This window comes from Pseudomonas sp. Leaf48 (genome assembly GCF_001421885.1).
Taxonomy (GTDB): domain Bacteria; phylum Pseudomonadota; class Gammaproteobacteria; order Pseudomonadales; family Pseudomonadaceae; genus Aquipseudomonas.
On record NZ_LMLH01000021.1, the window covers coordinates 1 to 18178 of the forward strand.

The 18178-nt window shown below is 62.3% G+C and carries 17 protein-coding genes; 8 read left to right on the forward strand and 9 right to left on the reverse strand.

Translation table 11 applies throughout. The annotated features are described in order from the left end of the window. Positions 1 to 130 precede the first annotated feature (130 nt). Both ASE98_RS14165 and moaB read right to left on the reverse strand, forming a co-directional pair. Complete coding sequence (locus ASE98_RS14165) at positions 131 to 1336, reverse strand: molybdopterin molybdotransferase MoeA (protein ID WP_060541956.1); 1206 nt, start codon at positions 1334 to 1336, stop codon at positions 131 to 133. Further along, complete coding sequence (gene moaB / locus ASE98_RS14170; protein WP_060541957.1) at positions 1333 to 1872, reverse strand: molybdenum cofactor biosynthesis protein B; 540 nt, start codon at positions 1870 to 1872, stop codon at positions 1333 to 1335. The genes ASE98_RS14165 and moaB overlap by 4 nt, the downstream gene beginning before the upstream one ends. Positions 1873 to 2166: 294 nt before the next feature. Here moaB and ASE98_RS14175 point away from each other — a divergent pair, with 294 nt between their 5' ends. The 8 genes from ASE98_RS14175 to speF all read left to right on the forward strand — a co-directional run bounded on the left by ASE98_RS14175 (position 2167) and on the right by speF (position 11185). After that, on the forward strand, positions 2167 to 3057 hold the full coding sequence (locus ASE98_RS14175; RefSeq protein WP_060541958.1) for a LysR family transcriptional regulator: 891 nt from the start codon (positions 2167 to 2169) through the stop codon (positions 3055 to 3057). Between the two features lie 151 nt (positions 3058 to 3208). Then, the gene (gene fdhD / locus ASE98_RS14180) at positions 3209 to 4036 is read left to right on the forward strand and encodes a formate dehydrogenase accessory sulfurtransferase FdhD (RefSeq protein ID WP_060541959.1); all 828 of its coding nucleotides are present in this window, start codon (positions 3209 to 3211) and stop codon (positions 4034 to 4036) included. Between the two features lie 54 nt (positions 4037 to 4090). After that, on the forward strand, positions 4091 to 4585 hold the full coding sequence (gene moaC, locus ASE98_RS14185) for a cyclic pyranopterin monophosphate synthase MoaC (protein ID WP_371318055.1): 495 nt from the start codon (positions 4091 to 4093) through the stop codon (positions 4583 to 4585). Further along, positions 4582 to 4833: a molybdopterin converting factor subunit 1 gene (gene moaD / locus ASE98_RS14190; RefSeq protein ID WP_060541961.1), complete on the forward strand. Its 252-nt coding sequence runs from the start codon at positions 4582 to 4584 to the stop codon at positions 4831 to 4833. Before moaC ends, moaD begins: the two co-directional genes overlap by 4 nt. 3 nt (positions 4834 to 4836) lie before the next feature. After that, positions 4837 to 5298: a molybdopterin synthase catalytic subunit MoaE gene (gene moaE / locus ASE98_RS14195; RefSeq protein ID WP_060541962.1), complete on the forward strand. Its 462-nt coding sequence runs from the start codon at positions 4837 to 4839 to the stop codon at positions 5296 to 5298. Between the two features lie 69 nt (positions 5299 to 5367). Next, positions 5368 to 6726 carry a chromate efflux transporter gene (gene chrA / locus ASE98_RS14200; protein WP_060541963.1) on the forward strand — a complete coding sequence of 453 codons (1359 nt, stop codon included), beginning with the start codon at positions 5368 to 5370 and terminating at the stop codon, positions 6724 to 6726. A gap of 535 nt (positions 6727 to 7261) precedes the next feature. Continuing rightward, entirely contained in the window at positions 7262 to 8545 is a 1284-nt protein-coding gene (locus ASE98_RS14205; protein ID WP_060541964.1) for an NAD(P)/FAD-dependent oxidoreductase, read from the forward strand. Between the two features lie 456 nt (positions 8546 to 9001). Further along, on the forward strand, positions 9002 to 11185 hold the full coding sequence (gene speF, locus ASE98_RS14210; RefSeq protein ID WP_060541965.1) for an ornithine decarboxylase SpeF: 2184 nt from the start codon (positions 9002 to 9004) through the stop codon (positions 11183 to 11185). Between the two features lie 120 nt (positions 11186 to 11305). On the opposite strand, the gene ASE98_RS14215 is transcribed toward speF, so the two are convergent. The 7 genes from ASE98_RS14215 to ASE98_RS26840 all read right to left on the reverse strand — a co-directional run. Continuing rightward, positions 11306 to 12427 carry an OmpA family protein gene (locus ASE98_RS14215; RefSeq protein ID WP_236707802.1) on the reverse strand — a complete coding sequence of 374 codons (1122 nt, stop codon included), beginning with the start codon at positions 12425 to 12427 and terminating at the stop codon, positions 11306 to 11308. Between the two features lie 37 nt (positions 12428 to 12464). Further along, positions 12465 to 12905: a type VI secretion system baseplate subunit TssE gene (tssE, locus tag ASE98_RS14220; protein WP_060541967.1), complete on the reverse strand. Its 441-nt coding sequence runs from the start codon at positions 12903 to 12905 to the stop codon at positions 12465 to 12467. Between the two features lie 2 nt (positions 12906 to 12907). Beyond that, on the reverse strand, positions 12908 to 13444 hold the full coding sequence (gene tssJ / locus ASE98_RS14225; protein ID WP_060541968.1) for a type VI secretion system lipoprotein TssJ: 537 nt from the start codon (positions 13442 to 13444) through the stop codon (positions 12908 to 12910). Continuing rightward, positions 13425 to 14522, reverse strand: a complete 1098-nt coding sequence (gene tssG / locus ASE98_RS14230) for a type VI secretion system baseplate subunit TssG (protein WP_060541969.1) — start codon at positions 14520 to 14522, stop codon at positions 13425 to 13427. Before tssG ends, tssJ begins: the two co-directional genes overlap by 20 nt. Beyond that, positions 14486 to 16249, reverse strand: coding sequence for a type VI secretion system baseplate subunit TssF (gene tssF, locus ASE98_RS14235; protein WP_060541970.1), 1764 nt, complete (start codon positions 16247 to 16249; stop codon positions 14486 to 14488). The genes tssG and tssF overlap by 37 nt, the downstream gene beginning before the upstream one ends. A 25-nt stretch (positions 16250 to 16274) precedes the next feature. Beyond that, complete coding sequence (gene tssA / locus ASE98_RS14240) at positions 16275 to 17861, reverse strand: type VI secretion system protein TssA (RefSeq protein WP_060541971.1); 1587 nt, start codon at positions 17859 to 17861, stop codon at positions 16275 to 16277. Further along, on the reverse strand, positions 17858 to 18178 hold a 321-nt coding region (locus ASE98_RS26840; protein WP_330219611.1), incomplete at its 5' end, for a type VI secretion IcmF C-terminal domain-containing protein. The genes ASE98_RS26840 and tssA, both read right to left, overlap by 4 nt.

The following is an 18178-nucleotide window of genomic DNA, read 5'->3' on the forward strand; positions in this document are numbered from 1 at the left end:
GGAGGAGGGGCGAAATCTCCCACGGTCTGTACTGCGTCAACAGTCAGAATCGAGCCTTGTCCCTCCTCCTCCCTTCAAGTCCTACCATACAAGCGAGCCCGCTCGCTCCTACAAGAGATGTATTGCCAATTCAGAACAGTTCGCTGAACGGGATGAACCGCGCCGTATCACCCGCTTGCAATGTGCGGCCTTCCAAAACTTCCACCAGCCCATCCGCCCACGAAGCACCCAACAGCACACCTGAACTCTGGTTTGGATAAAGCACGGCGCGACCGGCCTCAAGCCTGGCCCTGAGGTACTCCCGGCGACTGCCCGGCTTCGGCCAGGCGAAACCGACAGTGACGGGCACGCTCAACGGCTCGACGTCTTCGACACCCTGAATACGCAACAGATAAGCCCGGGCCAACAGGCCGAAGGTCACCAGGGCCGATGTCGGATTACCCGGCAGGCCAATCACCGGCGCATTGCCAAACTGGCCCACGGTCAGCGGTTTGCCGGGTTTGATCGAGAGTTTCCACAGCAGCAGCTTGCCGCATTCACGCAGCACCTGGCCGAGGCAATCGGCGTCCCCGGCGGACACCCCGCCGGTGGTCAGAATCAGGTCGGCCGCGTGCTGCAGTTGCTCGAGCTTTAGTCGGGTCTGCCGAGGGTCGTCAGGAACAATCCCGGCATCGATGACCTCGCATCCCAACGCACTCAACCAATGGCTCAACAAGGTGCGATTGCTGTTGTAGATGCTGCCGGGCTTGAGCGGAGCGCCTGGTTCGACCAGTTCATCACCCGTGGACAGTAATGCCACCCGTGGCCGCCGTACGACCTGCACCTGGGTGCAGCCCTGCGCCGCCGCGACCGCCAACTCGAACGGCCCCAGACGCTGGCCCGCCCGCAACAATACATCCCCGGCGCGGTTCTCCTGGCCTTGCGCACGGATGTTGCAGCCCTCGGTGAGCGGCTGCCTGAAGCTCACGCGTCCGTCATCGAGCACCTCGGTGTTTTCCTGCATCTCCACGCAGTTGGCCCCGCCAGGGACAGGGGCGCCGGTGAAGATGCGCGCGCAGCTCCCGGCTTCCAGGGCCATGGGCGCCTGCCCGGCAAACACTTGCTGCGATACAGGCAAGGGTTGCCCGTCCCAGCCGTCGATATTCAGGGCATAACCGTCCATGGCACTGTTCGGCCACGGCGGCAGATCCAGGCTCGCCACCAGATCGTTGGCCAGCACCCGTTGCCGCGCAGTACTCAGCGACACCGCTTCGCTGTCTTGTAAACGCTGCTCCTGAGCCATCACCAGCAAATGGCTGATGGCGTCCTCCAGCGGCATCAACGCTGAGCCCGTCATCCCCGTGGCCCGCAGGCTTGCACGGACTTGAGGTGGGGAACGAAGTTACAGGGCCGATGCCGGGCGTCCAGTTGTTCGGCGAGAATGCCCTCCCACGCGGTGCGGCAGGCACCCGTGGAACCGGGCAGGCAGCAGACCAGGGTGCCATTGGCCAGCCCGGCCAGGGCCCGGCTCTGCACCGTGGAAGTGCCGATATCGAGGATGGATATCGCGCGGAACAGTTCGCCGAAACCTTCAATCTGTTTGTCCAGCAAACAGGCCACCGCTTCAGGTGTGCTGTCGCGCCCGGTGAAGCCGGTGCCGCCAGTGATCAGCACCACCTGAGTACCCTCATCGGCAATCCAGGTCGCGACCTGCGCACGAATCTTGTACAGGTCGTCCTTGAGCAGGTTACGTTCGCTCAAGGTGTGGCCGGCTTCCAGCAGGCGACTGACCAGCAACTGCCCGGACGTGTCATTGGCATATTCACGGGTATCGCTGACAGTCAGCACGGCAATATTCAAGGGTATAAACAATGCATCCGGTTTAACGCTCATGGAATTCTCCTGAAGGAATTAACTCATTAACATCCAGAGACTAAAGTGCAAGATCAAGCACTGTCTAATCACTCTAACCAACCACACTATCGAGCACGTTTATCAGCACTATTCGGCATTAAACGGCTATATTTCCCTTGCAGTAATCCAGCATGATAGAGCGTATCGATGAGCCTTTAAATACAACCGATTGGACGCTCGACAAAGACAATGAGATCGTCAGCGGGCAAACCTTGTGCCCAGCGCATCTGAGTCAATACTTACCTCTCCTTTCCTCCCTCACCAGGTGCCGTCATGGACATCAAACAACTCAAGTTCCTGATCGCCCTGGAGCAGACACGCCACTTCGGCCAGGCCGCCGCGCGCTGCCATATCACTCAGCCGACCCTGTCGATGCGCCTGCGCAACCTCGAGGATGAACTGGACCTGGTGCTGGTCACCCGCGGCCAGCGCTTCGAGGGTTTTACCGAAGCCGGCGAGCGCGTATTGGCGTGGGCCAAGACCCTGCTGGCCGCCCATGACGGCCTGTTCGCCGAAGCCGCCGCCTGCCGTGGCCAACTGGTCGGCAATCTGCGCCTGGGCCTGGTACCGCTCAGCAGCTTCAACCCGGTCAGCTACATCAAGGGCCTTTCCCACAGCTTCCCCGAGCTCAAGTTCAGCCTGTCCTCGTTGAGTTCCGATCAGATCATCGAGGGCCTAGGCAACAATCAACTGGACCTGGGGGTGTGTTACCTAGACCACGTCAACCCGAACTACTTCGAGTGTTTCGAGATCGGCGAGACCCGCGTCGGTCTTCTCTACGACACCCGGCACTTCCATTTCGAAGGCAGCGAAATGAGCTGGGAAGACGCCGCCGAGTTGCCGCTGGGGATGCTCAGCACGGGCATGCACTATCGCAAATCCATCGACTTGAGTTTCCGCAGTCGCGGGCTCAACCCGCAGCCGATCATGGAAAGCGACTCCACTTACCAGTTGCTCCAGGGCATTCACGAAGGCTTTTGCTGCGCCATCATGCCGCTGGACAGCGGCCTGGAAGAACCCATCGAGCACCTGGCCTTCATCAACTTGCCCGATGCCAGCGTGCTCGCGCCCCTGGGCCTGGTCATGCGCAAGACCGAACCGCGTTCGGCGATTGCCGAAAAATGCTTCGCCGAAGCGCGACTGTTATTTCCATCGAAGAACTGATCAATATTAATATTAATTTTAATTAATTACGATTCGGACAACTTCGCCAAGGACGATAGACATCACCAATCAGCGCATCGGAACAAGCGATTGGACGCATTAAATAGTTACCCGTAGCCTGAACTCAATTCAGCGCTTCGAGGTTCTTTTCATGTCGTGCCAAGTTGAACAGATCAATGATCGAAGCGACACCAATGCCCCTGCGCCAAAACCGTTGAATGTGAACTTCCGCGAATACGTCAGTGGCGCGGCAGTCTGCCAGGCGCCACTGGCGGCGGAAATTGCCCTGGCGATTACCTATAACGGCCTGAGCCAGGCGGTGATGATGGTGTCGCCCGGCAACCTCGAGGACTTCATCCGCGGCTTCAGCGTCAGCAACGACATCGTTGAAGACCAGAGTGAAATCTACGACCTGCGCCTGACTTGCTTTGACCAGGCCGTGCAGGCGGATGTGCAGATTTCCAGTCGCGCGTTCTGGGCCCTGAAAAATCATCGTCGACAGATGGCCGGCACCAGCGGCTGCGGCCTTTGTGGTGTGGAGGCGCTGGAACAGGCCCTGCCCAAACTGCAGAGTCTCGACCCGGTCGCCTTGCCCCCGGCGGAGCATTTCCTCGATATCCGCCAGCGCATCGAACAAGCGCAACAAATGGCCCGCAGCTGCGGTGCATTACATGCCGCGCTGTACTTCGATGCGCAAGGCTCGGCGCTGATCTGCCGGGAAGACATCGGTCGCCACAACGCCCTGGATAAATTGATCGGCGCCCTGCAGCACGCCGGCATCGACAGCCGTTGCGGCTTCACCGTGGTCACCAGCCGCTGCAGCCTGGAACTGATTCACAAAGCGGTCCGGGCGAAGCTGGGCACCTTGGTCAGCCTGTCCGCGCCCACCGCGCTGACGGTGCAGTGGGCCCTCAAACATCGACTCAACCTGATCCACGTCCCCCATCGCAACGCGCCGCGCATTTACAGCCCGGCCTGATATTTCCCTTTGATGACCGCGCCCATGAGCGCAGGAGTTTCCCCCGTGACAGACATTTGTGATGCACCACCTGTATTGACCCACCTCGACAGCCAGGGCCGCGCCAACATGGTCGATGTCAGCGACAAAGCCTTGACCCGGCGCGAGGCGCAGGCTCAGGCCTGGGTTCGCATGCGCCCGGAAACCTTGCAAATGATCCAGAGCAACGGCCACCCCAAGGGCGATGTGTTCGCCGTGGCGCGGATCGCCGGGATCATGGCGGCAAAGAAAACCCATGAGCTGATCCCGCTGTGCCACAGCTTGCTGCTCAGTTCGATCCGCGTCGAACTCACGGCCTGCGCACCGGACAGCGTGAAGATCGTCGGCACCTGCCGCCTCGAAGGACAGACCGGCGTCGAACTGGAAGCACTGACCGCCGTCAGTGTCGCTGCGCTGACGCTCTACGATATGTGCAAAGCGGTGGATCGCGGCATGGTCATCGACGATATCCGCCTGCTCAGCAAACAAGGTGGCCGCTCCGGACACTTCCAGTTCGAGGACGCACAATGATCCTGATCAACTACTTCGCCCGCTACCGCGAGCAACTCAACCTCGGTGGTGAAAAACTGCCCCTGACCGACAACCTCAAGACCATCGAAGACGTGCGTCAATTGCTGATGGCCCGCGGTGAAATCTGGAACGACGTCCTCGGCGAAAACAACCTGATGTGTGCGCTGAACCAGGAACTGTGCCACCCGGACCGGACGATCGAGGATTTCGACGAGATCGCCTTTTTCCCGCCGGTCACCGGAGGCTGAGACATGACGGTACGCGTCCAGTACAAAGCCTTCGACAGCGGCCAACTGATCGACAGCCTGCGGGCGAATGATCCCTCGGTCGGTGCAGTGGTCAACTTTATCGGCTACGTACGTGACATCAACGCCGGCCAGGAAGTCGCCAGCCTGTTCCTGGAACACTATCCCGGCATGACCGAACGTTCGCTGCAAAAAATCATCGACAACGCCAAGGCCCGCTGGCCATTGAAGGCGGTGCAGATCGTGCACCGCATCGGCCAATTGTCGGTCACTGATCCCGTCGTGTTCGTCGGCGTCAGCAGCCAGCACCGCCATGCGGCGTTCGAGGCCTGTGCATTCATCATGGACTACCTGAAAACCGACGCGCCGCTCTGGAAGCGCGAAGACACGGGCGTGGGCGCACGCTGGGTCGATGCCCGTGACAGCGACCGGTCCGCGGCCGAACGCTGGGCGAATACACCGCGATAACCGACTGTTCAAAGCACCGCCGCATGGCTACAGTCACTGGCTCAAAGCAACTGCGCAAGGAACCTCCGCTTGAGCCTCACGCCTTCCCCTGACAGTGACTCCGCACAAGCAAAACCCGCCCCGGTGAGCCTGCGCGAAGCCTTTGGTTTCTGGCTCAAACTCGGTTTCATCAGTTTCGGCGGCCCGGCCGGGCAGATTTCCATCATGCATCAGGAACTGGTCGAACGCCGGCGCTGGATTTCCGAGCGGCGCTTTCTGCATGCCCTCAACTACTGCATGTTGCTGCCTGGGCCTGAAGCCCAGCAACTGGCGACCTACATCGGCTGGCTGATGCATCGCACCTGGGGTGGCGTGATCGCCGGGACACTGTTTGTGCTGCCGTCGCTGTTCATCCTGATCGCGCTGTCCTGGGTATACATCGCTTTTGGCGATGTGCCGGTGGTGGCCGGGCTGTTTTACGGGATCAAGCCGGCGGTGACCGCGATCGTGGTGCATGCGGCCCATCGCATTGGCTCCCGGGCCTTGAAAAACGGCTGGATGTGGGGCATCGCTGCGGCGTCATTCGTGGCCATCTTCCTGCTCAATGTACCGTTTCCCTTGATCGTGTTGGGGGCAGCGATCCTCGGTTATTTCGGCGGGCGTCTGGCGCCGGAAAAATTCAGCGGCAGCGGCCACGGCGCCGCGCAAAAATCCTTCGGCCCGGCGTTGATTGATGACGATACGCCAACCCCCGGGCATGCCCGCTTCAGTCGCGGCAAACTGCTGCGCCTGGTCCTCGTCGGTGCGGTCTTGTGGAGCTTGCCGATGGCGATCCTCACCGTGCTGTTCGGCTGGCACGGCACACTGACGCAGATGAGCTGGTTCTTCACCAAGGCTGCGCTGCTGACCTTTGGCGGCGCCTATGCCGTGCTGCCCTATGTGTATCAGGGTGCGGTCGGCCACTTTGGCTGGCTGACGCCGACGCAGATGATCGATGGCCTGGCACTGGGCGAGACCACCCCCGGGCCATTGATCATGGTGGTGGCCTTCGTCGGTTTCATCGGCGCTTACGTGCATCAGGTCTTCGGGCCGGAGCAGGCCTTTGTCGCCGGAGCCGTTGCCGCCACGCTGGTGACCTGGTTCACCTTCCTGCCTTCGTTCCTGTTCATCCTGGCAGGCGGGCCGCTGGTGGAGTCGACGCACAACGAACTGAAGTTCACCGCGCCACTGACAGCGATCACCGCCGCCGTGGTCGGCGTGATTCTCAACCTGGCGTGTTTCTTCGGTTACCACGTGATTTGGCCGAACGGCTTTGGCGGTCACCTGGACTGGCCTTCGGCGTTGATCGCACTGGCTGCGGCGATTGCGTTGTTTCGCTTCAAGCGCGGGGTGATTGAAGTGCTGATTGGCTGCGGGTTGATCGGCCTCGGGGTTCACCTTCTGGCTTGAATGGCGATCAATGAGCCGGGCCTGCCAGGGCCTGGTCCCGGCTCACCCGGGCATTGCAGAAATCGTCGTATTAGAGATTTACAGGCCCGGGAATGCCCCCTACTATCGGTGTTCCGCGGAGGTTCACCAAACCCGCCTCCGACGTTTTCCGCCCTGGAAACACGCGCCATGAACACCTTGCCGTCAGAACAGCACCTGCTGAAAGTCTCGACGCCGGCCACCTCGCTACTGGCCACGGGCGGCACTGCCTCATGAAACGCATCGTCAACCTGCCCATGGCCCTGCGCCGTTCGAAACTGCGCCACTCCGCACGCCCGCCGGATAGCGCCCTGCTCGCCTGATCGCCGAGCTCCCGCCTATCACTCCCTGTTCAGTCTTACGCAGATCCCTGTGGGAGCGGGCTTGCTCGCGAAGGCGGTGTGTCATCCGACATCAATGGTGACCGACACACCGCTTCGCGAGCAAGCCCGCTCCCACCAGGGCTGCGCTCACCTGACTGGCATTGAGTTTCTTCGAATTCTGCCTGGACACTGACATGACTCAACACTGCAATTCCTACTACACCGCCACCCTCAATCAGGACACCGACTACCCGACCCTGCAAGGCCAGCACCGGGTCGACGTGGTGATCATCGGCGGCGGCTTCACCGGCGTCGCCACGGCGCTCGAACTGGCGGAAAAAGGCCTGAAAGTCGCCATCGTCGAAAGCCACAAGATCGGCTGGGGCGCCACCGGGCGCAACGGCGGCCAGGTCACCGGCAGCCTGTCGGGCGACGAGGCCATGCGCAAACAGATGCGCCGCACCCTGGGCGAAGAGGTCGACGATTTCATCTGGCATCTGCGCTGGCGCGGGCATCAGATCATCCAGCAGCGGGTGGACAAATACGCCATCGCCTGCGACCTCAAGCACGGTCACCTGCATGCGGCCTACAAACCCGCGCACATGGACGGCTTGCGCAAGGACTACGACGAGGCAGTGCGCCGTGGCATGGGCGAGCAGGTCAGCCTGCTCGACCGCAGTCAGGTGCGCGACCTGCTGGAGAGTGACCTCTACCACGGCGCCATCAAGAACACCCGCAACATGCACCTGCACCCGCTCAACCTGTGCATCGGCGAGGCCCGCGCCGCAGAAAGTCTCGGCGCGCTGATCTTCGAAAACAGCGAGGTGCTGGAAATCATCCACGGACCGACGCCAGGCGTACGCACAGCCCAGGGTCGCATCGACGCCAATCAGGTGCTGCTGGCCGGCGACGTCTATCACAAGCTCGAACCGGGCAAGCTCAAGGGCAAGATTTTCCCGGCCATGGGTGGCATCGTCACCACCGCGCCGCTGGGCGACCTCGCCAGGCAGATCAACCGCGAAGACCTGGCGGTCTACGACTGCCGCTTCGTGCTCGACTACTACCGCCTCACCGCCGACGGTCGCCTGTTGTTTGGGGGCGGCGCCAACTACAGCGGCAAGGACTCACGGGACATCGCCGCCGAACTGCGCCCGTGCATCGAACAGACCTTCCCGGCGCTCAAAGGCGTGGCGATCGATTTCCAGTGGAGCTGCGCCATGGGCATCGTGATCAACCGCATCCCGCAACTGGGCAAGCTTTCGGACAACGTCTGGTATTGCCAGGGCTACTCCGGACACGGCATCGCCACCACCCACATCATGGGCGAAATCATGGGCCGGGCCATCACCGGGCAGCTCGAACAGTTCGACACCTTTGCCGCCTGCCAGCACATCCGCGTGCCCATGGGCGACCTGCTCGGCAACCCGATGCTCGCCGCTGGCATGTGGTACTACCAGATGCTCGAACGATTGCGCTGAGGCGCTGGCGCGGCTCATTACGTAAGCCGGGGCTCGGGGTGAGGCGTCCATCTGCACCACCCCGCCCCCCGGCACCCGGTCATCCTCGACGTTGCCCGTGGCCACAAACCCGGCAGCAAAACAACACAGCCAAGTATCATTTCTTTCGATCATTCAAATCATGAAGGCGAATTTTTTATTTTTTCGTGACCTGTTCAAGATAGCGCCGTCTCTACATGCTTTGGATGGAAACTTCATGAATCTCAATTTTGCTTTCGCGTGCATGATCGTGGTCTCGTTTGCCATTGCATTGGGCCATGCCTGATCTGCCGCGCCAGGAACAACCCTCGTGACTGGCCGCCAGAAGCCTGACAGTTCCAGCCGACATGATTTCGATCAAGGGAACTGAAAGCGTTCCCCGGTATTTTTATCTCTCCAACAACGCGGGCAATTGGATGCCAGCCAGGAGAGGCCACGATGAAAACCCTGAAAATAGCTGCCAGCGAAGGCACCGTTGAAACGTTCCAGAACACCCGCGAGGTCGTCCCGCTCAGCCATACCGACTACACCGACGTCGCAGTGGCGGTGGTGTCGGTCAATGATGTCCTGGCTGGCGCTTTGGACGTCATCCAGCGTACCGGTTTCGATATTCCGATTTTTCTGGTGGCTTCCCCGGGCACCAGCACCCACCCCCGGGAGGTCTACAAGCACCTGACCGACGTGCTGTTGCAGGTGAAGGGCATTTTCGATCTGTCGCGCAGCAACGTCGAATACCATGGCAACCAACTGGAAACAGCAGCCAAGGCCTATGAAGATAGCCTGCTGCCGCCCTTCTTCGACTCGCTCAAGCATTACACCGAATCGGCCAACGCCACCTTCGCCTGCCCCGGCCACCAGGGCGGCCAGTTCTTTCGCAAACACCCCGCAGGCCGCCAGTTCTTCGACTTTTTCGGCGAAACCCTGTTTCGCGCCGACATGTGCAATGCCGACGTCAAACTCGGCGACCTGCTGATCCACGAAGGTCCGGCACTGCTCGCGCAAAAACACGCGGCGCAGGTGTTCAACGCCGACAAGACCTACTTCGTGCTCAACGGCACCTCGGCCTCGAACAAGGTGGTGACCAATGCCCTGCTCACCCCGGGCGACCTGGTGCTGTTCGACCGCAACAACCACAAGTCCAACCACCAGGGCGCACTGATCCAGGCCGGAGCGACGCCGGTATATCTGGAAACCGCGCGCAATCCCTACGGTTTCATCGGTGGCATCGACGCCCACTGTTTCGAAGAAGACTATCTGCGTGAGCTGATCGCCGAGGTCGCACCGGACAAGGCACAGCTGCCACGACCATTTCGCCTGGCGATCATTCAGTTGGGCACCTATGACGGCACGGTCTACAACGCCCGGCAAGTCGTCGATCGCATCGGCAAGCTGTGTGACTACATCCTGTTCGACTCGGCCTGGGTGGGCTATGAGCAGTTCATTCCGATGATGAAGGACTGCTCGCCACTGCTGCTCGAACTTGATGAGAACGACCCCGGCATCTTCGTCACCCAATCGGTGCACAAGCAGCAGGCTGGTTTCTCCCAGGCCTCACAGGTGCACAAGAAAGACCGGCACATCAAGGGCCAGGCCCGTTACTGCAACCATCATCGCTTGAACAACGCCTTCATGGCCCAGGCTTCCACCAGCCCGTTCTACCCGCTGTTCGCCTCCCTGGATGTGAATGCGCGCATTCATGCCGGCCGCAGCGGCCTGCGCCTGTGGGAAGACTGCGTGAAGTTCGGCATTGAGGCGCGCAAGCTGATTCTGGAAGCCTGCACCCTGGTGCGTCCGTTCGTGCCCGACAGGATCGATGGACGCGAGTGGGAAGATTATCCGACTGAAGAGATTGCCCGTGACCTGCGCTTCTTCGAATTCCATCCGAAGGATCGCTGGCACGCGTTCGGCGGCTACGCCGAGAAGCAATACTTCATCGACCCCTGCAAGTTGCTGTTCACCACCCCCGGCATCGATCCGGTCGATGGCAGCTACACCGACTTCGGCATCCATGCCGGCATTCTCGCCAACTTCCTGCGCGAGAACGGCATCGTTCCGGAAAAGTGCGACCTCAACTCGATCCTGTTCCTGCTCACGCCAGCCGAAGACTGGGCGAAGATGACCCACCTCGCCGCGCAGATCGCCCGCTTCGAACGCTTCGTCAATGAAGACGCACCGATGAGCCGGGTGTTGCCGACGATCTATGCGCAGCATCAGGAGCGTTACCGCAACTACAGCATCCGCCAGCTCTGTCAGGAGATGCACGACCTGTACCGCCAGCACAACGTGCAGCAGTTGCAGAAGGCGATGTTCCGCAAGGAACACTTCCCGAAAATTGCCATGAACCCGCAGCAAGCGCAGATCGAATACATCCGTGGCAACGTCGAACTGGTGGCGCTGGCGGACGCCGAGGGGCGAATCGCCGCCGAAGGTGCCCTGCCCTATCCGCCTGGCGTGCTGTGCGTAGTGCCGGGGGAAGTCTGGGGCGGCGCGGTGCTCAAGTACTTCCTGGCGCTGGAAGAAGGCATCAATGCGTTGCCGGGGTTCACGCCGGAGCTACAAGGTGTGTATCTGAAGGAAGTTGAGGGTCGCACGCGGGCCTTTGGGTACGTCATCAAGGCCTGAACCACCCCCGGAGCTGGCTTGCCAGCGATGGCGGTCTTCAATGGTGCATCGCCAATGCGGCCGCCATCGCCAGCAAGCCGGCTCCTACGGGTGGTGCAAGATCGCCACCTTTGGCAGCGCCTACACAGGCACATCCTGCCCGCAGGCGCCGGTTTGTGGCAGCAGGCTGATTTCGACTCGTCGGTTGGCCGCTCGCCCGGCTTCGGTGTCGTTGCTGGTGACCGGCTGGCTGGACGCAAAGCCCTGGACAGCAAAACAACTGTCGGGGATGTCGCCCATGCGTTGCATCCAGTCACGCACCGCAGAGGCACGGGCATGGGACAGCTGGAAATTCTGCTGCGCACTGCCGCGGCCGTCCGTATGCCCCCCAATGACGATCAGCCAGCCAGGCTGAGCCTTGATATCCACCAGAGCGCTGACCAGAATCTTGGTCGAACCCGGCTTGAGCTCGGCGCTCCCGGCGTCGAACAGCGAAAGGCTGTCCAGGCGCACCGGTGCGACAACAGTGGGTGCCGGCTCCAGTAACTGCGCCAGGCGCTGCTCGCCGACACCGGACGAGCCCAGCCACCAGGCGCCACTGACCAGGCCAGTCACAACGGCGGCCGCAGCCAGCCACCGCGCCACAGGACGCCTGACCCCAGGCATTTCAGGCATGGGCATGGGATTAGGCGGCAATATCACCACAGGCATCATCACAGCCGGCGCCGGCTCCCTTGCCGGCGGCGAGAGTGTGCCGACCACAACGCTGGTGTGTTGCATGCGCCGGATCAGGCTCTCGATCTGCTGGCGCAAGGCATGCAAGGCAACCACCGGCGGTTGGGCGTGTTGCTCCAGACGCTGCTGCAAGCGCGCAAGCCCGCTGTCGAGCTGCAGCAGCTCGGGGAAGTGTGGCGCCCCCAGGGTGCGCAGCAACGCCTGCCACTGCACGCACAACCAGGCCAGGATATCCAGGCGCACCGACGCCATGGGGGGCCAACAGGCCGCCCATTGGCCGCACAGGGTTTCAATCAGCGTCACCCCCTGGCACATGCCTTCCACACCATGCCGCTGACTGCGTGCCAGGGCAAACGCGGCGGCCGTCTGCAGGTCCGCGCCGTTGTGGTCGAACAGCGTCAGGCACCACTGTTCCACCCTGGCCCAATCCACGTCGGGACAGGCCGGATGACTCAGCTTCGCCAGCTCCTCGCGTAGCGCAATAAACTCACCATGACCGCGCGGATCACCGCCCAGCCGAATACGCATTTCATATAGCACCGTCAGCCTCCATTGCTTTAAAGGGTCAGGATTGCGACAGCCATTGCTGTCGTTTCAGATGTCGCACCAGGACTTTGCCCTCCGGTGCCAGGGTGGTGCCGAAGGTGACCTGCCGGCCGTTTTTGAGCCGTACATCGAGGCTGTACTCCAGATGGCCTGGCAAAGCCTGTTCGAGCGTTTCGATGTGCACGCTCGCCAGGCGCGGCTCGTACTTGACCAGGGTGTCCTCCATGTCCCTCAGCAGCCGGTGCGCCGAGCCCGGCAGGCCCTGCAGGATCCCGCCCATGTCGGGAAGACCGTAATCGGGCAGATGCGCGAGTGTCCCGGCTCGGCTGTTGAGGATGCGCTGCAGGTTGTCCAGCACCGACAGCGTGTGCTGGTCCTCTTCGTTGACTTGATGAAGCTCCAGATCTCCGTCGAAGTTCTGCAGCAGCGTTTCGTAAAGCGAAGGATTGAGATCGGCCATGGTCATTTCCGGGCCAGTTCGCGCAAGGTCAACTGGTTGTCCCCCAGCTCGATGACCCGCGCCCGGTCCGGATCAAGGTCATCGCGATTCAAGGTCAGGCGCCAGGTATTGGCCTGCACGTCGGGGTTGCGAAACAACCCGACCACCGTGACGAAACGCGCGTCCTTGTCCAGCGGCACATTCAATTGCGCACCTTCGCCCGGCTTGATCACCAGTGCCCGGGTATCGAGCAACGCGCCAGCGAGCACCTGTTCGTCGCCACTGAGCAGGCTGTCGTAGGTCGCCCTTTGCAGCGCCTTGCTATCGCTCAGTTGATAGACCCGTACCAGGGTCGGAACCGACATCGCATTCATTTCCGCGGCATCGGTGTTGATGGCCGTGCGGGCACTGAAATCCAGGTGCAGGTCTTTCACCTGCTTGTAGAAAATCGAACGGGTGGCGGAGGCCGTGCCTTCGCTGACCGTCTGGGTGACGCCGCAGCCGCCGAGCAGTACCGCCAGCGCTACCAGGATCAATGGATTACCAACGGTACGCGACATGTTGTGCTTCCCTGTTCCGAGTGTTCTTCAACAGGCCCTGATAGCGGCCCAGATTGATGGTGATGCTGTCGTCTTGCGCGTCCTGCCAGGTGGCGCACCCCGAACCCAGCATGCCGGTCATGCCCAGGCGGATCGGCGCCCGCCCCAGCAACGGTTGCGGCAGGCTGCGCACCGGCAACGAGAGCTGCAGCCTGGCGGTGCAACGCCAGCCGAGATAGACCCGCAGCAACACCAGCAGGTCGTTGTATAGCGGGCCATCGGGCAACCAGCCCCGCGCTTCGTCCTGGTCCCGGGTGAACAGCGCCAGGTGCAGCTGGCTGTTGGCGTCGAATCCGTTGCTCCCCAGCGGCGTGCCTTGGGACAGGCTGACCGGACGACTCGCCGACAGGCTCGCCGGATGCGCCAGGGGGATTTTCTGCGGCCAGTGCGGCGTGATCCTGGCACGGGTTTCAGGAGCCAGCAGCGCTACCAGCGCGGTGATGCCTTCGGCATTGCGAGTGGGCATGCGCATCACACTGAGCAGTGCAAGAAAGCGCGAAACCGGCGTGGCAATGCGCTTGGCGGTGCCGGGGATCCCGAGCCCGACCAACCCCAGCAGGCATTGCGAAGTCGCATCAGTGCCGCCGGCTTCGAAGGACGCCGGGTAGGAATACTTGCGCCAGATCCGGTAGAACTGGGTGAAGATCCGGTGGTTGAAAATATCCAGGAACGCCTCCAGCGCCTCATGCCCGTCGCGGCGTTGGGCAATGTCGTCGATAAAGGCCGTCGGCAAAGGTGAATCCACGCCGTACAAGCCCAACAGCCGCGTGCGTACCGTCGCCGGGCGCAGCGGTTGTCGGTCATCGATTTCGATGGCTTTGAGCTCACCGGCAGGAAAGCCCATGCCGGGGTCCGGGCGAAAGCGTACCGGGTCGTCCGCCGGGTGGCTGGTGCTGCCCAGCGGCGGATTTCCCGGCAGGGCTTGCTCCAGCAGCTGGCAGAAACGGTACAGGCTGGCTTCGGCCACCCGCCCTTGCAGCGCTTCGAGCAATCCCGCGGCTTTCAGCCGGGAATTCGCTGACTGTGGTTCTCGTTCCATCGCAGGCACTTTCCAGTAGGTTGAAGGATCAGCGTGAGCTGGTTGAACAGGTGAATGTCGGCGTACAGGGCGAAGAAACGATGGAGCATCTCGCCAAACAGACTGATGTCGCCCTCGCCGCAAAAACCGTTGGCATCGAGGGTCACTTCGATGTCCACGCCGCGCAGCAGAAAGCCCTTTTCGAAACGCTGCACCAGGTGGTGTTTGACGTCGACGATGGCCGCCAGACGACGGCGGTTCAGCTCGCTGCCGGTCCAGTCGTACAGCGCCAAGGTGCCGCGTAGCACCTCGGCGTTATCAAGCATCGGCAGGAAGTTCGAACCCAGGTGGCTGAGCACGCGCCAGTGGAACCGGTCGTTGTTCGGCGGATAGCACGGCAAGGTCGGCGCGCTCAGGTTGTGCACGCGCAAGCCGGTCAGGGCGGTGTTGACCAAGGTGTCGAGGACGGTGCTTTGTAACGCCTTGCGTGGCAGCTGGCCGTGGGTGCCGGTCAGTTGCAGGGACAGGCTTTGGCTGCCCGGCACGCGATCCTCTTCGAAGCCGTCGCCGCCGAGGATCAGCCAGGTATCGTGCAGGCCGTTGGCGCCACGCTTGAGGCGGGTATGGAAGTAACGCTCGGGCGCCTCGTCGCGCAGCATGCCGCCCTTGTGACGAAAACTGCTGAAGGGGACGTAGTCCAGGCGCTCGGCGTTTTTCGAAGCGGTGACCCGGTCCACCGAGTAGATTTCCGTGTGACCGTCCTGCAGGCGCATGGGGCGCAACAGGTAGTCGGTTTGCAACGGATCCAGCAGCATCGGGTCGGCTTCCAGGGTGAACAGATTGATCACCGGTACCGCATGCAGGCGAAGGTGTTCTGCACTCAGGTTGAATGCCTGCGGCCACGACTCGCGCAGGACCACCTCCAGTTCGAACCAGGGCATGTTCGCGGTGATGTTCACCTGCTCCAGGCCATGGAGGGTGACGAACATGAACTTCTCGCGGAAGGTGAAATACTCCAGCAGCAACTGATAACCGCTGAACGCGCTGTCGCCCTTGGGCCACAGGCGGTCCTCGTCGGCAAAGCCCTTGGGCGCGAAATGACCTGCCAGGGCGACCCGTTGCGCCTCGCCTGGCCGGCGCACATAGAACGCCTCGGCATTCAGGGTCAGGGCCTGATGCAGCGCGCTGGCCAGGGGCGCATCGGCGTTCAGGTACATCGGCAGGCGACTGAGGTCGATCTGGCTCCAGTCGATCTCCGTTGCGCAGGCAAACCGCAGGCACAACACCGAGCGGCCGTCGGGCTCATGGGCCAGGCGCAAGGATTGCAGTTCGATGGGTTGCAGCCGCAGGTCCTGGGTGGTGGTGTAGCGGCATTGGGTGCGCTGGGGGCCGATGGGTTGCGAGAGCACTTCCTGACCGGCGGCGATCAGTTCGCTGCGCTTGATCGTTGTCAGTTGCGCCTTGAACTCGACGATCGACAGCGAGGGAATGGTGCGCAGGTAATGGGGCCACAACAGGCTGACCAAGCCTTCGGTCAACTCCGGCAGGTCGTCGTCGAGCTTTTCCCGCAGGCGCCCCATCAGAAAGGCGAAGCCTTCGAACAGGCGCTCCACGTAAGGATCGCGGGCGCCCGGTTTGTCCAGGTTCAATTGCGCCGCGCGGTCGGGGAACGCTTGCGCGAACTCCTGGCCGGCTTCGCGCAGGTAACGCATCTCGGCGTCGTAATAACGCAGGGTCAGATTGTCCATGCTGAAAAATCCTGATAAATGAGGTTCAACCGCAGAGCACGGCGGCGCGTACCGGATCGATGGCGACCAGCGCCGCCAGCAACGCCTCCATGCGCCTGGCCAGGGCAGTTTTGTCGGCGTCGTTGCGCTGCGCCTTCAGACGCGTGAGCTTGAGCAGGCGCGCCTTGACCTCGAAATTCAATTCCGGCTCCCAGTCCGCCAGGGCCTGGCGCTCGGCCGTGGCATCCAGCTCACCGAGCAGATGCAGGGCCAGGTCGTTCTTGCCACATTGCTCGGCCACCCGCGCCATCAGCAGGCGCAGCAGCCAGCGCTGGCGACCGCTGTGGATGCCGGGGCGAGCGGCCAGCCAGGCCAGCGCCTGCTCGACGCCGTCACTGTCCGCCTGGGCCAGTGCCTCGCTTTCCAGCGACAGGATCTCGACATCGGCACTGGCCGCTGCCGGGGCCGCTGCAGGCAGGAGTTGGCGCGACTGCTGGGCACTGACGTGCTGAGCGATCCACTCACGGGTGGTCTCGTCGGCAAACGGTGTGCCGTCGTTCCACGCCAGCACCTCCACGCCCGGCAGGCGCTCGAGAAGCATGCCCAGGTCGCGCTTGACGATGTCCGCCCAGCCATCCTGGGGCGGCGGTTGTTTGTTCAGGGCCTGGACCAGATACCACTGCAGGTCCAGCCAGAAATGGTTGACCCCCTCGGCGAACGTGCGCTCGACATGATCGAGCAATTCGCCCCAGTTCTGTTGCAGATACAGGCGTTTGAGTTGCGCCCTGGATTCGCCCCGGGGCGGTGCCAGGCGCGTGGTGCCGCTGGCGTCCTGCAGGGGCGGCTCGTGCAAGGTGTCCCAGCGCAGGCTTTTCATCAGGCGGTGCGCCGCCAGCCAGCCTTGTGGCTGGTCCCGCAGGTAACCGGCCAGGGACCGGCCGCTGTCCAGCAGGTCGCGCCCGGACTTGATGGCCAGGCTAGCCGATGCGCTGGTCTGGCTGACGGACGGGTGACTGGCACTGTGCTGCGGCACCACGGCATCGACCCCGCCGGACTGCGCCAGGCGCGCCGACAATGCCCCGTGCAGCCCATCGAGTTGCGGCCGCTGGTCCTCGGGCCAGGCTTGCAGCCCGTGCTCCAGCCAGGCGAGCGCCGCCACCGTGCGCTCCGCCTCGGCCTTGACCACTTCCGGGAACAGCACCAGGCTGTCCAGCACCTTGGCGCTGGTCAACCACTCCAGGGCCATCCTGCGACTGTTGGCCCGTTGCGGAAGCACCTCGCCGGCGTAACGCTCGACCAGCGCCGCCAACAGACCCAGGCCATCGGCCAGGCCCTGCTCACCGTCCTTCTGCAGGCGTGCCCACAGGTAATAAGTGGCGATGCGCAAATCCTTGCTGCGCTGGCCGAGCAATTGCTCCGCCAATTGAATGACCTCGTCGACATTCGCGCCGGAGAGCTTGTTGACCTCTTCACGCATGTGCTGGAAATCATCGTCGTAACTCGGATCTTCACCCACCGCTGACTGCGCGCTGATGGGTTGCAACCAGCCTTGCCAGCGGTCGGCTTCGGTACGGGCAAGCACCAGCGGGTCACGTTCGCCCAGGCAGCGATTGATCAGTGTGAGCAGGCTCATGGGTAATTTCCATTCTGTGCATAAGGCTGTGCTTGAGAGCCTTTGCCGAGAAAAATCTGCGCCGGCAGTTCAAAGCCGCGCAACTTCAGCAACGCCAACGGCCCCGCCCCCAGTTCGGTGCGCAAGTGCCAGGTCAGGTCGAGGCCGTCGGGGGCCCTGAGTTGCACGCGGAACTGGCTGTCGGTGTCGTTGAGCGCAGTGACTTTCGCCTGTTCGAACAGGCGGATCAGGCCCCAGGTGCCTTCGTAGTCGCCGAACAGGCGCTCGTTGGCCTGCACGCTGATCCAGCTCAGGCGCGTGCCCGGGTGATGGCTGAA

Excerpts from the sequence above, each read along its gene's own strand:
- ASE98_RS14165 (WP_060541956.1), bottom strand. The coding sequence starts at position 1,336 with ATGACGGGCTCAGCGTTGATGCCGCTGGAGGACGCCATCAGCCATTTG.
- moaB (WP_060541957.1), bottom strand. The coding sequence starts at position 1,872 with ATGAGCGTTAAACCGGATGCATTGTTTATACCCTTGAATATTGCCGTG.
- ASE98_RS14175 (WP_060541958.1), top strand. The coding sequence starts at position 2,167 with ATGGACATCAAACAACTCAAGTTCCTGATCGCCCTGGAGCAGACACGC.
- fdhD (WP_060541959.1), top strand. The coding sequence starts at position 3,209 with ATGTCGTGCCAAGTTGAACAGATCAATGATCGAAGCGACACCAATGCC.
- moaD (WP_060541961.1), top strand. The coding sequence starts at position 4,582 with ATGATCCTGATCAACTACTTCGCCCGCTACCGCGAGCAACTCAACCTC.
- moaE (WP_060541962.1), top strand. The coding sequence starts at position 4,837 with ATGACGGTACGCGTCCAGTACAAAGCCTTCGACAGCGGCCAACTGATC.
- ASE98_RS14205 (WP_060541964.1), top strand. The coding sequence starts at position 7,262 with ATGACTCAACACTGCAATTCCTACTACACCGCCACCCTCAATCAGGAC.
- speF (WP_060541965.1), top strand. The coding sequence starts at position 9,002 with ATGAAAACCCTGAAAATAGCTGCCAGCGAAGGCACCGTTGAAACGTTC.
- ASE98_RS14215 (WP_236707802.1), bottom strand. The coding sequence starts at position 12,427 with ATGCGTATTCGGCTGGGCGGTGATCCGCGCGGTCATGGTGAGTTTATT.
- tssE (WP_060541967.1), bottom strand. The coding sequence starts at position 12,905 with ATGGCCGATCTCAATCCTTCGCTTTACGAAACGCTGCTGCAGAACTTC.
- tssJ (WP_060541968.1), bottom strand. The coding sequence starts at position 13,444 with ATGTCGCGTACCGTTGGTAATCCATTGATCCTGGTAGCGCTGGCGGTA.
- tssG (WP_060541969.1), bottom strand. The coding sequence starts at position 14,522 with ATGGAACGAGAACCACAGTCAGCGAATTCCCGGCTGAAAGCCGCGGGA.
- tssF (WP_060541970.1), bottom strand. The coding sequence starts at position 16,249 with ATGGACAATCTGACCCTGCGTTATTACGACGCCGAGATGCGTTACCTG.
- tssA (WP_060541971.1), bottom strand. The coding sequence starts at position 17,861 with ATGAGCCTGCTCACACTGATCAATCGCTGCCTGGGCGAACGTGACCCG.